The organism is Paenibacillus sp. Marseille-P2973, from assembly GCF_018101095.1.
Taxonomy (GTDB): Bacteria; Bacillota; Bacilli; order Paenibacillales; family Paenibacillaceae; genus Fontibacillus; species Fontibacillus vini.
Map to the genome: position 1 here is coordinate 75,972 of NZ_JAGQEH010000009.1, position 14,070 is coordinate 90,041.

Annotated in this window: 14 protein-coding genes; 6 read left to right on the plus strand and 8 right to left on the minus strand. The window is 52.3% G+C overall.

Features of this window, described 5'->3' with window-relative positions:
- The 6 genes from KB559_RS17460 to glpK form a co-directional block, all read right to left on the minus strand.
- Positions 1 to 1,482 carry a sugar ABC transporter ATP-binding protein gene (locus KB559_RS17460; RefSeq protein WP_211023329.1) on the minus strand — a complete coding sequence of 494 codons (1,482 nt, stop codon included), beginning with the start codon at positions 1,480 to 1,482 and terminating at the stop codon, positions 1 to 3.
- 14 nt (positions 1,483 to 1,496) lie between these two features.
- Positions 1,497 to 1,895 carry a D-ribose pyranase gene (rbsD, locus tag KB559_RS17465; RefSeq protein WP_211023331.1) on the minus strand — a complete coding sequence of 133 codons (399 nt, stop codon included), beginning with the start codon at positions 1,893 to 1,895 and terminating at the stop codon, positions 1,497 to 1,499.
- Entirely contained in the window at positions 1,896 to 2,774 is an 879-nt protein-coding gene (gene rbsK, locus KB559_RS17470; protein WP_211023333.1) for a ribokinase, read from the minus strand.
- Positions 2,767 to 3,756 carry a LacI family DNA-binding transcriptional regulator gene (locus KB559_RS17475; protein WP_211023335.1) on the minus strand — a complete coding sequence of 330 codons (990 nt, stop codon included), beginning with the start codon at positions 3,754 to 3,756 and terminating at the stop codon, positions 2,767 to 2,769. Before KB559_RS17475 ends, rbsK begins: the two co-directional genes overlap by 8 nt.
- A 181-nt stretch (positions 3,757 to 3,937) precedes the next feature.
- Positions 3,938 to 4,162 carry a helix-turn-helix domain-containing protein gene (locus KB559_RS17480; protein ID WP_009225122.1) on the minus strand — a complete coding sequence of 75 codons (225 nt, stop codon included), beginning with the start codon at positions 4,160 to 4,162 and terminating at the stop codon, positions 3,938 to 3,940.
- A 116-nt stretch (positions 4,163 to 4,278) separates the two neighbouring features.
- Positions 4,279 to 5,769, minus strand: a complete 1,491-nt coding sequence (gene glpK / locus KB559_RS17485) for a glycerol kinase GlpK (protein WP_211023337.1) — start codon at positions 5,767 to 5,769, stop codon at positions 4,279 to 4,281.
- A gap of 199 nt (positions 5,770 to 5,968) precedes the next feature.
- Here glpK and efeO point away from each other — a divergent pair, with 199 nt between their 5' ends.
- From efeO to KB559_RS17500, 3 genes are read left to right on the plus strand one after another with little or no spacing between them, the layout of a single operon-like run.
- Positions 5,969 to 6,871: an iron uptake system protein EfeO gene (gene efeO, locus KB559_RS17490; RefSeq protein ID WP_211023339.1), complete on the plus strand. Its 903-nt coding sequence runs from the start codon at positions 5,969 to 5,971 to the stop codon at positions 6,869 to 6,871.
- Between the two features lie 3 nt (positions 6,872 to 6,874).
- Positions 6,875 to 8,161 carry an iron uptake transporter deferrochelatase/peroxidase subunit gene (efeB, locus tag KB559_RS17495; RefSeq protein WP_211023341.1) on the plus strand — a complete coding sequence of 429 codons (1,287 nt, stop codon included), beginning with the start codon at positions 6,875 to 6,877 and terminating at the stop codon, positions 8,159 to 8,161.
- A gap of 14 nt (positions 8,162 to 8,175) precedes the next feature.
- Positions 8,176 to 10,011, plus strand: coding sequence for an FTR1 family protein (locus KB559_RS17500; protein WP_211023344.1), 1,836 nt, complete (start codon positions 8,176 to 8,178; stop codon positions 10,009 to 10,011).
- Positions 10,012 to 10,071: 60 nt separating this feature from the next.
- On the opposite strand, the gene KB559_RS17505 is transcribed toward KB559_RS17500, so the two are convergent.
- Positions 10,072 to 10,497 (minus strand): DUF1801 domain-containing protein, encoded by a 426-nt coding sequence (locus KB559_RS17505; protein ID WP_211023346.1) that lies wholly within the window; start codon positions 10,495 to 10,497, stop codon positions 10,072 to 10,074.
- A 138-nt stretch (positions 10,498 to 10,635) separates the two neighbouring features.
- Positions 10,636 to 11,082: a MarR family winged helix-turn-helix transcriptional regulator gene (locus KB559_RS17510; protein ID WP_211023349.1), complete on the minus strand. Its 447-nt coding sequence runs from the start codon at positions 11,080 to 11,082 to the stop codon at positions 10,636 to 10,638.
- A gap of 200 nt (positions 11,083 to 11,282) precedes the next feature.
- Between KB559_RS17510 and KB559_RS17515 the strand changes: the two genes are divergently transcribed.
- Genes KB559_RS17515 through nagA form a run of 3 tightly spaced genes read left to right on the plus strand, consistent with a single transcriptional unit; the run spans position 11,283 to position 14,057 of the window.
- On the plus strand, positions 11,283 to 12,155 hold the full coding sequence (locus KB559_RS17515; protein WP_211023351.1) for a MurR/RpiR family transcriptional regulator: 873 nt from the start codon (positions 11,283 to 11,285) through the stop codon (positions 12,153 to 12,155).
- On the plus strand, positions 12,148 to 12,876 hold the full coding sequence (nagB, locus tag KB559_RS17520) for a glucosamine-6-phosphate deaminase (RefSeq protein WP_211023352.1): 729 nt from the start codon (positions 12,148 to 12,150) through the stop codon (positions 12,874 to 12,876). The genes KB559_RS17515 and nagB overlap by 8 nt, the downstream gene beginning before the upstream one ends.
- Positions 12,876 to 14,057, plus strand: coding sequence for an N-acetylglucosamine-6-phosphate deacetylase (gene nagA / locus KB559_RS17525; protein WP_211023354.1), 1,182 nt, complete (start codon positions 12,876 to 12,878; stop codon positions 14,055 to 14,057). Before nagB ends, nagA begins: the two co-directional genes overlap by 1 nt.
- Positions 14,058 to 14,070: the final 13 nt, after the last annotated feature.

Here is a 14,070-nt window from a genome sequence, read left to right on the forward strand (position 1 = left end):
TTACTGTCCCCCTGTAGCCAGCGTCATTATTTTTTCTTGCGTCGCTACTTCTTTGCTCAATTCCCCTGTAATGCGCCCTTCGTGAACCACGACGATGCGATCGCTCATGCCGAGCACTTCCGGCAATTCGGAGGAAACCATGATGATGGCGACCCCGTGCCCCGTCAGTTCGTTCATTAACTGATAAATTTCCCGTTTGGCCCCTACGTCGACACCCCGGGTCGGCTCGTCCAGAATCAGCAGCTTGGGACCGATTCCTACCCACTTTGCGATAACCACCTTCTGCTGGTTCCCCCCGGACAAATTGCCTGCCGACGTTTCGGAAGTGTGGGTTTTGATTTGCAGACGTTTGATTAACGCGTCTACGAAGGCCTTTTCGCTTTGTGCCGAGAGCAGACCCTTGGGAGTAAAGCTTTTCAAGCTTGGCAGCACCATATTTTCACGGACCGAGAAGTCCAGAACCAATCCTTCATCCTTGCGGTCCTCTGTAATAAATCCGATTCCGAGCTTCACCGCGTCGGCCGGCTTGCGAATAACAGCTTTCTTGCCGAAGACGGAAATCTCGCCGCTGTCCAGACGATCGAGGCCAAAGAGGGCTCTCATCATTTCCGTGCGTCCCGAGCCCATTAAGCCGGAAAAGCCTACAATCTCGCCAGCCCTCACCTGGAAGCTCACATTCTCGAACATGCCTTTACGTGAGGCGTTCTTCACTTCGAGAACCGTTTTGCCAAGCGATGGCGTCCGTGCAGGATACCGCTCGGTGAGCTCCCTGCCGACCATTTTCTTGACCACTTCATCAAAGCTGGTTTCCGGAATGTCCTTCGTATCCACGGTCCGGCCGTCACGCATGACGGTGATCCGATCGCAGATCGTAAAGATCTCCTCCATCCGATGCGATATATAAACGATGGAAACGCCGTCCTTTTTCAGCGACGCAATGACTTCAAACAGCTTCTGGATCTCCCTTTCCGTCAGTGCCGAGGTCGGCTCATCCATGATGATTACCTTTGTGTCTGTCAGCAGCGCTTTGGCAATCTCGATCATTTGCTGCTGGCCAACCGAGCATTCTCCAGCTTCTACACCAAGCGGAATATCGACGGACAATTTCTTGAATTGCTCGTTTGCGAGCGCCTTCATTTCATTGCTCTTCAGTAAACCCCATCGCGAGGAAATCTCCCTGCCGATAAACATGTTCTCCAGCACGGTCATATCCGGCCAAACGTTCAGCTCTTGGTGAATAAAAGCTATCCCCCGGCGTTCCGCTTCTTTCGGGTTTGCAAAATACGTTTCCTCGCCGTCGATGAGAATGGTGCCCTCATCCCGGGCATGCAGCCCGGTCAGTATATTCATTAGCGTCGACTTGCCTGCGCCGTTCTCCCCCATCAGGGCGTGAACCTCACCTTCGCGGAGGTCAAAATCAACCCCGGATAACACCTGGTTGGAACCGAACGCCTTGTGAATCCCTTTCATTTGAATCTGCATAACGGGTCCTCCTTTTAACCGAAATAAACTCCTGATTGTAAAATAATGTTGGCATACGGTTTGGCTTCTCCCGTGCGGATAACGACTTTCGCCTTCCGCGTCAGTTCCTTGAATCTTTCATGAGGACATTGCTCTATGGGTTTGCCCCCAAACTTCTGATCTATATAACGGAAAGCTTCCGGATTGTCCGTCTGCATTTCTTCCGCGATGACGACACTTTCGATCTCCATATCGGCTGCAATCGCGTTGACCGTGTCTTCAAAGCTCGGAGATCCGAGTGTTAGCGCCAGGTCGATCTTTGGCACGCCCTCCGGTACGGGAAGTCCGACATCCCCGATGACGATTGTATCCGTATGGCCTAGGTCGGCAAGAACTTTGGATATATGACTGTTTATGATTCCCTGCTTCTTCATTTACAATTGCGCCTCCACTTCCCGGCGGGTCGGCATGCCGCCCTGCGCCCCGAATTTCGTGACCGACAATGAAGCGGCACGATTGGCAAAGCGAACGCTCTCATATAGCGGCTGCCCTTCGGCCAAAGCAACGGCAAAGGCCGCGTTAAAGGTGTCGCCCGCGCCCGTCGTATCCACAACCTCCACCTTATAGGATGGAACGAGCTTTTCTTCACTGCCGTCAAAATAACGAACACCCCGGCTGCCCTCGGTAATGAACAGCTTGTTCGGATACTTGCGCAGCGCTTCGGAAACGCTAAGATCCGGGAACAAAATAGCGGCTTCATGTTCATTCGGCGTGATATATGCCGCATTCTCGATGACTTCCTCCTCTAACGGCCGGGCCGGTGCGGGATTCAGCAAAAGCGGAATGCCGAGCTTTCGGCAAATCCGGCTGACATGGGTTACGGTTTCCACCGGAATTTCCTGTTGAATCATGACCATAGCGGCATCTTCGAATGCTTGGATCGATTTGTCGACATAAGCCGGTGTAACCTCATTATTCGCTGCTTTCACAACAACAATGCTGTTGTCCCCTTCAGCCAGAATGATGTGGGCCGTTCCGCTTTCCATGTGTGTAACCGGTTCCACATAATCGATAGAAACCGCATTCCGTTTAAAGTTGTTTAAAATGTCTTGGGCGAAATGATCGTCTCCCACGCGGCCGATCATCGTTACATCGGCACCAAGCCGTGCCGCAGCTACCGCCTGGTTAGCTCCCTTACCGCCGGGAACCGTTTTGAAGCTTTCCCCTAGTACCGTTTCACCGGCTCCGGGACGCTTAGATGAGGTTACTACAAGATCTATGGATGAACTCCCTATCACAACAATTTTAGTCATTTTTCTCCGCCTTTCTGGTCGTATCCCGCTCCGTAAACGTAACAGGCATCTGAATGGTATGGTTATCCAATGCTTCTTTCTCAATTAATTGGATGAGCAAACGAGCCGCTGCTCTTCCCATTTCGTAGGCCGGCTGCCGAATCGTCGTTAGCGGCGGTGTCAGCAGGCTGCTGAGCGGGATATCGTCAAACCCGATAATCTGCACGTCCTCCGGAACCTTTTTGCCGAGCCGCAAAGCTTCATGGAGCACCGCCGCAGCCACGATATCGTTACTGGCAATGACTCCGTCGGTGTCGGGAACCTTGCGAAACACTTCCTTCGCCCAAACGCCCGCTTCCGCGATGCCGAACGAAGAACTCTGGATCACTTGAAAAGCGATATCCAGATCCTTCAGTGTTTCCGCCGCTCCCCGAAATCGGTCCATCGCCGGCCGGACTCGCTCAGGCCCCTGAATCACCGCAATATTTCGGCTTCCGCGAGCAGCGATCTCCTGGGCAGCCAATCTCCCGCCCTCATAGCCGTCCGAGTAAACGGAGGGACGATTGTCCATCGTACGGTCCAAAAACACGACCGGAATGTTCAGCCTGCGATAAGCATGGGTGTCCGGATCGTTGGTGGAAGCAATCATGCCGACTACATTATTTTGCACAAAAGTTTGAATATATTCTTGTTCTTTACTTGATTTCTCATCGCTATTGCCAAATATGATCCGAAAGTCATTCTCCTGCATCTCATCCTCCACCCCGCGAGCAAGCTCGGGAAAGAACGGGTTGGCGATGTCGGGCAGCAGCAGGCCGATCAGCCTCGACTTTCGTTTGTAAAGGGATCTCGCAACTTCATTCGGCGTATAATGCAGCTCCTTGATAGCGGTTTCAACTTTCTTGCGGGTATCTTCATGCACGTAGCCTGTCTCATTGATTACCCGCGATACGGTCGCTACCGACACTCCTGCATGCTTTGCCACATCTCTAATTGTAGCCATCTCAACTTATCTCTCCTCATTGTGGAACCGGTTACACATTTAAAATAACACATTGAATTTGACTTAGCAAGATTTGATTCGCAGGGGATTGTTACCATGTCCGAATTACAAAAAACCTTCTTTCCTTCCCGCCGCAGCGGGTAAGAAAGAAGGTTCACGGTTTTCTGACCTTCAGAAACCGTCAGATTTTCAATTCCCCAAGCTTGATCAGCTCGACAACCGCCTGCGCACGACCTTTGACATTCAACTTTTGCATCACGTTGGAGATATGGTTGCGTACGGTTTTCTCGCTGATAAACAGCTGGCCCGCAATGTCGCGCGTCGTTTTATCCTGCACGAGGAGTTCGAAAACTTCCCGTTCACGATGTGTCAACAGAAATTTGCTGTTACGATCGCTGCTCTTCAAAATGCGTCACCCCTCCTTGCTCGGGTTTTATGGTTTAACAAGGTTAAGGGATACAGTCAACACATATTATGAAGAAACAGGGGCAATGGTGCCGTAAGACTCTAAAATGGGCGGGTCTATTTAAAAGCCATCGCGGCATGCACCGCTTTCTTCCATCCTCCGTATAACGATTCCCGAACCTCCGTCTCCATCGTTGGCTCAAACCGCCGATCAAGACTCCAGGTCCGGCAGATTTCGTCCCGGTCGCTCCAATAACCTACCGCCAGCCCCGCTAAAAAGGCAGCTCCCAGAGCCGTCGTTTCTCTCACCACTGGACGCTCCACCGGCAAATTCACGATGTCGCTCTGAAACTCCATCAAGAAGCCGTTCGAGACGGCGCCTCCATCCACTCTCAGCTTGCGGACCGTAAATCCGGAATCCTGCTCCATCGCTCCAAGGATGTCCTTGGTCTGATAAGCCAGCGATTCCAGGGTCGCCCGGATAAAATGCTCCTTGGTTGTTCCCCTCGTCAAACCGAACACCGCTCCCCGGACATCGCTGTCCCAATAGGGGCTGCCCAGTCCGACAAAAGCGGGTACCACGTATACACCTTCCGTCGACTCGACGCGGGCAGCGTAAGCTTCGCTGTCCTTCGCATCCCTGAACATGCGCAGGCCGTCTCTGAGCCATTGAATGGCCGAACCGGAGACAAAGATACTGCCTTCCAGCGCATATTCCACCTTGCCGCCAATCCCCCATGCAATGGAAGTAATCAAGCCATGTTCCGAGGCCACGGGCTTCTCGCCTGTGTTCATCAGCATGAAGCAGCCGGTGCCGTAGGTTGTCTTGATCATCCCCTGCTCGAAGCAGGTCTGGCCGAACAAGGCCGCCTGTTGGTCGCCGGCCGCACCGGCGATCGGCACCTGTTCCCCGAAGAAATGATAAGGGATTGTCGTCCCGTAAATTTCCGAGGAAGAGCGAACTTCCGGAAGCATGGCCTTCGGTACGTCGAGCAGCTTGAGCAATTCATCGTCCCAGCACAAATCATGAATATTGAACATGAGCGTCCGCGACGCATTGGAATAATCGGTTACATGGAGCTTACCGCCCGAGAGTTTCCAGATCAGCCAGGTATCGATCGTTCCGAAGAGAAGCTCTCCCTTCTCCGCCCGCGCCCGGGAACCCGGCACATGATCAAGGATCCACTTCACTTTGGTACCGGAAAAATACGGATCAATCAGTAATCCCGTTTTCTTCCTAAACGTATCGTTCAGGCCCGCTGATTTTAATTGTTCGCAAATATCCGCCGTCTGGCGCGATTGCCAAACAATTGCCGGATAAATCGGGTTACCGGTCTCTTTTTCCCAGACTACCGTCGTCTCGCGCTGGTTCGTAATGCCGATTCCCGCGATTTGCCTTGGCTTGATACCGGATTCGGACAGACAGGAAGCGATAACGGCAAGGATGGAGCCCCAAATCTCATTTGGCTGCTGTTCCACCCATCCCGGCTTGGGAAAATACTGCGGAAACTCACGCTGTGCGGAATGAACGATAACGCCCTCCCGATTGAATAAAATCGCCCGCGAGCTCGTTGTCCCTTGGTCCAAAGCAAGGATATATCTTTCCAACCACCATTCCTCCAGTCCGTAAATAGTTGATATTTTTTAATAACGCTTACAATGCAGCTTTTTTAATAATAACTCGCCGCCATAACAATTCGCCACTCCCAGGTGCGTTAGCCGAAATATTTTTATTGACGGAGCAACCGATTCTGATTATGATGTTAAACGATACTGATAATCATTATCATTTAAGGGGATGTATTCGATGAAAAAACAACATTACTACGTGCCTGTTGCCGCTGCGGTATTAACCGCCGCTCTTCTGCTATCTGGCTGCAATTCAGGTGATAAAACGGCCAATACATACAATAGCTCCGGTGCCGAAGCCGGAACAACAACCGAAGCAGCCGCAAATGAAGGAAACGCAGCCGCTGCCAACGATTCTGAGTTCACCGCTGCTGTAGAACAGTACCGGGCTTATGTAATTCAAGAATGCGATGCCTTTGTAACGGAAACCGAAAAATTCGTGAATGCGGTAAACGGCGGCGATATTGAAACGGCTAAATCACTCTATGCCCCGTCTCGTATGCACTATGAAAGAATCGAACCAATCGCGGAGGCATTAGGGGATCTTGACCCGAATATCGACGCCCGCGACGGTGACGTAGAAGCTTCGGAATGGCGCGGATTCCACCGCCTGGAAAAAGCCCTATGGGAAGATAAAACAACCGAAGGGCAGCAGGAGTTTGCCGATCGGCTGCTAAGCGACGCCAAGCTGCTTCGGGCCAAAGTTGAGACGGTAGAAATCGATGCTTCTCTTCTGGTGACCGGGGCGGTGGAGCTGCTTAACGAGGTCTCCACTTCCAAAGTGACCGGAGAGGAAGAACGCTATTCCCGGACGGATATATATGATTTTGCCGCAAATTTGGAAGGCGCCAAGAAAATATATGAGCTCTTGCAGCCAAACTTGGCGGAAAAGGATGAGAACCTCGACAAGCAAATCGCCGATCGTTTCACGGCGCTTGAAGCAGAGCTTGCCCCCTTCAAAGAAGGCGAAGGATATGTCTCCTACGATAAACTCCAGGACAGCGATGTCCGGAATTTAAGCCAGAACCTTGACGCTTTGGCCGAGCCATTGTCCCAAATGGGCAAACTGTTGGGAGTGTAACTTATGGAAGATTTAAACACGGCAGACAGCCTGCTGAATAAACGCCTGAGCCGCAGAGAGATACTTAAAATCGCCGGAGTCGGCGGAATCGGCCTGCTGCTGGGCGGCGGGGGCGCCTACGGGGCTCTTGCCGTCAAGGAAACGCTAGCGAAAAACTCCGCTCCGTCGAAGGGCGATGCATCCGGCAGTCGAGTCGGATTTTATGGAGAACATCAGGCAGGTATCATTACGCCTGCCCAGCATTTTTTAAGCTTTGCTTCCTTCGATTTAACGACAAGCTCACTGGCGGATGTGCGGCAACTGTTCCAGTCCTGGACGGAGGCGGCAGCTGCCATGACCTCCGGCGATCTAATCGGAAACAGCAATAACCATCTTAACCTGCCGCCTTCCGACACCGGGGAGACCGCGGGTCTTTCCCCCTCCAAGCTGACCATTACGTTCGGGGTCGGCCCCTCCTTCTTTGACAATCGGTTCGGTTTGGCCGGGAAGCGGCCGACTACTTTTGGAGAACTTCCAAAATTCCGGGGCGACGCGCTTCAAACGGAATGGTGCGGCGGCGACATCGGGGTGCAGGTCTGCGCCGACGACCTGCAAGTGGCATTCCACGCGGTCCGTAACCTGGCTCGTATCGCCCGCGGCACGGCCGTTCTGCGCTGGATGCAGGACGGCTTCCAACGTACAGGACCGGCTGACCCATCCAACGGAACGCCTCGTAATCTAATGGGATTCAAAGACGGGACCGGGAATCCGGACATCGCCGACGCTCAGGCGATGAAGGAGATCGTCTGGGCCGGCTCCGGTGACGGGGCGGCCTGGATGAAGGGCGGGAGCTATCTCGTTGCGCGGCGCATCCGGATGCGCATTGAGATCTGGGACCGCTCCACCTTGGATGATCAGGAGCGAACCTTCGGTCGCCACCGCGATACAGGGGCGCCGCTCGGTATGAGGGACGAGTTCGCTCCCCTCGATCTGAACGCGAAGAATACCGCGGGTGAACCGGCGCTTCCGATGAATTCCCACTCCCGGCTTGCGCACATGGATGGGGCGACCAAAATATTGCGTCGGGCCTATTCCTATACGGGAGGCATGGATGCCAAAACGGGGCAACTGGATGCCGGTCTCTTCTTCATTAGTTATCAGAGGGATATCCAGAAGCAATTTATCCCCATGCAGCAAATTCTGGCCGCCAGTGACAAGCTTAATGAATACATTGTCCATGTCGGCAGCGCGGCATTTGCCTGCTTTCCAGGAACCCGTCCAGGCGGGTATATCGGTGAGACGCTTTTTTAAGGAGAGGAAGAAAAATGAGTTCCAAAATCAACCGCATCATACATGGCTTGCGTCTCCGGCACTTCCCCATGCGGTTATCGCGCCTGCTGGGATGCTTAATTATTTCAGTTATGCTGCTAGCATCTCAAATCGGGCATGCCGGCGCTGAAGAATCCGAGTCCACGGAGTCGCTTCTTCCTCTCGTTGGCGGCGCGCTTGTCGACGCCGGATCACAGGAGTGGGAACAAGCTTCCCGGGAGCTGGAGCAATTCGAAAAGTTATGGAACGAAATCATGGGTGCCGGCCGTGCGGATGATTTTGACAAGCAGATCCAAACCCGCTTGGCCGCAGCCCGAACGGCGCTGGATAATAAAGACAAAGAAGACGCCAATGCCGCACTTTCGGCCCTTGCTAAAAAAGTAAACGAATATGTAGATACCCATACCGAAGACAATAATTTGTCGGTCGGCAAGGAGTCCGCCGGGGAACTGCTGTCTATGGTCGAAAAGACACTGACCCCCTTACAATCCGGGGACATCGAGCAAGCACAGTCGCGTTTTAAAACGATTGTTCAAGGATGGAGCAAGTTCGAAGGGCCGATCCGCAGTGGGAGTTTCGCCGTATACAGCGACCTCGAGACCCACCTCAGCCTGATCCGAATCGCTTTGCAAGCCGAGCCGGTCAAAAGCGAACAGGCGATAGCAGAACTTCAATCGCTAAAAGCATTGCTGCAGGATTATTCCGACGGAAAATTAGACGTTCAGGATAGTAGCGCCGGCGAACGGGAAAGGAAAACGTTGCGCGATGCCCTGCCTTTGCTCCGGCAAGCCCTGCAGGCAGCCGAGGCGAAGGATGCCGATACGGCGTCATCCCGAATGCAGGAATTTATCGTTCTATGGCCGTCCGTGGAAGGGGAAGTTTCAATCTCTTCAGCAACTTTATACACCGCCACCGAAAATGAGATGTCCGAGGCGCAGGGTTACCTTGTATCCTCTCCTCCCGATACCGTGAAAGCCGTGGAAATCATCAGCCGCATGATCAACGATCTTGAACCCATTTCGGACAGAGGGTCTTATTCGGCATGGGATGCGGCACTAATCCTTCTACGTGAAGGCCTGGAAGCAATACTGGTGCTGGCGGCGCTGCTCGCTTTCCTTAAACGTTCCGGAGATCGGTCAGGACGTGTCTCCATCTGGGCTGGCGCCGGCACAGGACTGGTATTGTCAGGAATTTTGGCCGTTGTCCTTACTCTGGTAGTTTCCGAGGCCATCTCCGGCGGAACCCGCGAGCTTATCGAAGGCGTCGTCGGCTTGTTCGCTGTCGTTATGATGTTGACAGTGGGCCAGTGGCTTCACAATAAATCAAACGCCCAAGCTTGGAACAAATACCTGAATGAACAGGTTGGAGGAGCGCTAGCCCGTGGAAACCGCTGGTCCCTGTTTGCGCTGGCTGGGCTTGCCATTCTTCGGGAAGGGGCCGAGACCGCCGTCTTTTATATAGGAATGGCTCCTTCCATCGAACCGAAACAACTGGTTACCGGTATCCTGGGAGCTTTGGCCGCCTTGACGCTTCTTGGCTTTTGTATCATCCGCTTCACTGTGAAACTGCCGATTCGCATGTTCATGCTCACCGCAACCGTACTGATTTACTATCTCGTAATCCGTTTCCTGGGGGAAGGCATTCATGCCCTGCAGATTGCCGGGGTAATTCCCGGCCACAACTATCGCCTTCTGCCTTCGGTCGGCTGGATCGGCGCTTACCCTACATGGGAAACCTTTATTCCGCAAGTCATTGTGCTAACATTCATACTTTGGCGACTGTTCGCCTCAAATCTGCGGAAATCGCCTCGACAAGATAATATGAGCCTTTAGAGTAAAAAAACGCCCCCTGCATAACCGTTGCAAGGGGCGTTCCGCATTCTCATCAAACAATTATTCTTCCGCCGGATAGGTTTCTTTTAGAAACTGCACGGACTGTAGAATTAGTTCCTTCAAAATATCTTCATTAATATCCGCCACTTTATTAATATAGACGCAGCCTTTTCCGGCCGTATGCTTGCCCAGTTGCTCCAGCAGCGCTTCCCGCGCCGTATCGCCTGTTGCAAAATACAAGCTAATCTTTGCCTTTCTCGGGGAAAAGCCCACGAGCGGCGCATCGCCTTCATGCCCAGTGGCGTACTTATAATGGTAGGAGCCGAACCCGATTATACTGGGGCCCCACATTTTAGCGGGATAACCCGTCGTTTCGCTGAAAATATCCAACAGCCGATAGGCATCTTCGCGCTTTTTGGGTTGATCTACATTTTCGATAAATTCGATGACGCTGTTTTCGGTTTCCTTTGTTTTCAACTGATACATCACAGACCCGCCTCTTTTCTCCCACTGCAGACTGATCGAGTTTAACCTCGAGTCTAAACCTTCTATTATTTAACGTTTTTCGATTTGAAAAGAAGCCTGCCGCAAGGCAAGCTTCTTTTCGTCTCCCTCGAATCATTGTCATTCTTCCGATTTCGGAGTATCATTCTGCGCAAACTTTTCGATGACCCCGATCAGGACTTCCAATTCATGCGACGTCAAATCGGAGAAATAAGTTCTCAGAACCTTACGCGAACGATTCCCCGCTTCCTTATAAACTTCCGCCCCAAGCTCGGTGACCGACAAAAGCACCGCCCGCCGGTCCTGTTCATCATGTCGCCGCTCGATGTAACCGCTTTGAACCAGGCGATCGGCCATCACCGTAATCGCACTCGGTTTTACCTCCAGTTTGTCGGACAAATAACTGACATTACAGGAGTTATTTCTGGCGATTAACGCAAGCATATGAAATTGAGGGCCGGTTAGGCCTAGCTCGCGGTGCTGCATGATTTCGCTCTGCATCTTGCGAAACGTCTTGGACCAAGCGTTCAGAATTCGGTCGATGTACTCATCCAGATTATAATCCAACGATAACCCACCTCTACGGAACATAGATGCTCACCCTAAGTGTAGTATGTACCTACCGAAAAGACAAGGATTCTCTACGTTTCGCGGCAAATCCGCTTGCTTTAAAAGATAGAATGTCTTATGATGAAATCAAAATTATTTTCATGATTTTTATCAATAATTTAAAAATTATTTTCGTACAATATAAAGAGGGTGAATCTATGCAAAACCCAATCCTGCACGCGCTCTCGAACAATCTAGAATCACTTCCGCCACAAGAGAGACGGCTGGGGGAATATATTTTAAAAGCTCCTGCATCCGTAATTCATCAGGGAATAACCGAGCTTGCATACACTTGCGGTATTAGTCCGTCCACGGTGACCCGATTTTGCAAAACCTTTCATTTCAGAGGATTTCCCGACTTCAAAATGAAGCTGGCCGGCGAACTCGCCCATAGCCCTTCGGAATCGCAATATCAGGATGTGATCGCGGGCAACGATCTTCATAAAATCGTACAGGCCATGGAGGCGAATCACCTGGCATCCATTACGGATACCACGCGACTGCTCGACATGGATGAGCTCCGCCGGGCCGTCGACACGCTGTGCCAGGCAAAGCGGATCGATCTGTACGGGGTGGCGACCTCCTCGATCATTGCCCAAGACTTTTATCAAAAGCTGGTCCGAATCGGTAAAAACTGCACCGCCTTCGCTGATTCTCACATGCAGATCACCTCGGCCTCTTCCCTCGGGAAAGGGGATGCCGCCCTGGCTATCTCCTACAGCGGAGAAACTCCGGAAACCATTGATGCCCTAAGATGCGCCAAGGACAGCGGAGCCGTCACAATCTCGTTGACCCAATACGGCAGCAATGGACTCGCAACTCTGGCCGACATATCTTTATTCTCTTCATCCCTGGAGGAAGGTATGCGGCGCGGGGATATGGCTTCGCGAATCGCGCAGCTGCATGTGATCGATATTTTATTTACGGGCATGGTAAGTATGGAATTCGAGGATTACATTCCGAAGCTGGAAAGCTCATATCAAAATGTTCAAATATACAGAAAACATAGGGAGGGCAACAAAAATGCTTAACATTATCAAGGTCAAGGACGAGCAATTGTTTAACGAAACAGGAGCCGGCATCATCGCCAGTCTTCTTCAATCCAATCCCCGTGCTATTTTGGGGCTGGCCACCGGAAGCACCCCTGTCGGGGTGTACCAAAAACTGATCGAACTGCACCGTGAAGGCGTCGTCAGCTTTAAACAGGCCAGCAGCTACAATCTGGATGAATACATCGGCCTGGCTGAAGATCATCCGGAGAGCTACCGCAGATTCATGAACGAGAAGCTGTTTAACCATATCGATATTTTACCGGAGAATACCCATGTTCCTTCCGGAACTGCCGAGGATCCTGCCAAAGCGGCGGCCGATTACAATCGCCTGCTGGAGAATGCCGGTCAGATCGATCTTCAACTGCTCGGTCTCGGTCATAACGGGCATATCGGCTTTAACGAACCAAGCGGGGAGTTACAAGGCCCGACTCACATTGTGGAGCTGGATGCGCGGACACGGCAGGCCAATGCGCGTTTCTTTGCTTCCATCGATGAAGTGCCTACCCATGCGATTACGATGGGAATCGGCTCTATTCTGCAAGCCAAGCAAATTCTGCTGATGGCCAAAGGAGAAGACAAGGCGGAGATCGTCGCCCGGGCCCTTAAAGGTCCGATCACGACGCAATGTCCGGCTTCGTTCCTGCAGACTCATCCGAATGTAGTAGTCGTCCTGGATCAAGCCGCAGGAGGTCTTGTCTAATGAACAAGGGTACATTCCGAATCATTCATGCGGAAGTCGTTACCCCGCGGGGGATTTTTCATGATGGAGCCGTTGCGGTGCGGGACGGCGTCATTACTTATGTAGGCTCGACCGCAGGTCTACCTTCCGGTCCGAAGGATTCCCAAGAAACGATCGATGCTGGAGGCAGCTATGTGCTTCCGGGATTTATCGATGTTCATGTGCACGGCGGGATGATGCAGGACTTCTCCGAACCGAGCAAAGAAGCGTTCGATGACATAACCAAGCTGCACTGCAGCCAAGGAACGACCTCAATGCTGGCCACCACGATGACGCTTCCCAAAGCGGTCATTGAACAAGTGCTGGAAGAGGTTCATCAGTACATTCACAGTGAAATGCCATATGCAAAGCTGGCGGGCGTCCATCTCGAAGGACCGTTCATCAGTCCAAAATGGCCCGGCGCGCAAAATCCGGCTCATATTGTGCCGCCTAACCGCAGCTGGGTAGAGGCCTGGGAAGAGCAGTATCCAGGTCTTATCAAACAAGTAACCTTTGCTCCGGAACGCGAGGGCGCACACGATCTGATCCGGTTCCTGCGTGAGAAAGGCATCGTAGCCGCAGCAGGTCATACGGATGCGACTTATGAAGAAATCATGGCTGCCGTCGAAGTAGGCTTGCACCATGCCGTGCACACCTTTAACGCCATGACCCCGCTGCATCACCGTAAGCCTGGCACAGCAGGCGCAATTCTCAGCTCCCCGGCGATCAGCGGCGAAATCATCGCCGATGGCATTCACGTGCATAAAGCCGGAATCCAGCTGCTTGCCAGCGTGAAGACCAATCACAATCTCATATTGATCACGGATGCGATGTCCGCTGCCGGTCTCGGCAACGGCGAATACAAACTCGGCGATCTCCCTGTCATCGTGAAGGATAATGTATGTACCTTGAAGGAAAGCGAAGGAACATTGGCAGGCAGTACGCTGACCATGATTCGTGGATTCCGCCATCTCGTACAGGAAATCGGGCTGAGCGTACAACAAGCTTCTGAAGCTGCGAGCCTCAATCCGGCCAAGCTGATCCGCATCGATCATTTAACCGGGTCGGTCGAGACTGGCAAGCAAGCCGATTTGCTGTTGGTGGGTAAAGGCAATCTGGATCTGCAAAAGGTTTGGGTGGAAGGCCGCTTGTTTCAAGAATAAAATAAACCTAGTG

Bases quoted from the DNA above. Each gene is read 5' to 3' on its own strand.
- KB559_RS17500 (WP_211023344.1), top strand. From the start codon at position 8,176: ATGAGTTCCAAAATCAACCGCATCATACATGGCTTGCGTCTCCGGCAC.
- efeO (WP_211023339.1), top strand. From the start codon at position 5,969: ATGAAAAAACAACATTACTACGTGCCTGTTGCCGCTGCGGTATTAACC.
- efeB (WP_211023341.1), top strand. From the start codon at position 6,875: ATGGAAGATTTAAACACGGCAGACAGCCTGCTGAATAAACGCCTGAGC.
- KB559_RS17505 (WP_211023346.1), bottom strand. From the start codon at position 10,497: ATGTATCAGTTGAAAACAAAGGAAACCGAAAACAGCGTCATCGAATTT.
- nagB (WP_211023352.1), top strand. From the start codon at position 12,148: ATGCTTAACATTATCAAGGTCAAGGACGAGCAATTGTTTAACGAAACA.
- nagA (WP_211023354.1), top strand. From the start codon at position 12,876: ATGAACAAGGGTACATTCCGAATCATTCATGCGGAAGTCGTTACCCCG.
- rbsD (WP_211023331.1), bottom strand. From the start codon at position 1,895: ATGAAGAAGCAGGGAATCATAAACAGTCATATATCCAAAGTTCTTGCC.
- KB559_RS17515 (WP_211023351.1), top strand. From the start codon at position 11,283: ATGCAAAACCCAATCCTGCACGCGCTCTCGAACAATCTAGAATCACTT.
- rbsK (WP_211023333.1), bottom strand. From the start codon at position 2,774: ATGACTAAAATTGTTGTGATAGGGAGTTCATCCATAGATCTTGTAGTA.
- KB559_RS17460 (WP_211023329.1), bottom strand. From the start codon at position 1,482: ATGCAGATTCAAATGAAAGGGATTCACAAGGCGTTCGGTTCCAACCAG.
- KB559_RS17475 (WP_211023335.1), bottom strand. From the start codon at position 3,756: ATGGCTACAATTAGAGATGTGGCAAAGCATGCAGGAGTGTCGGTAGCG.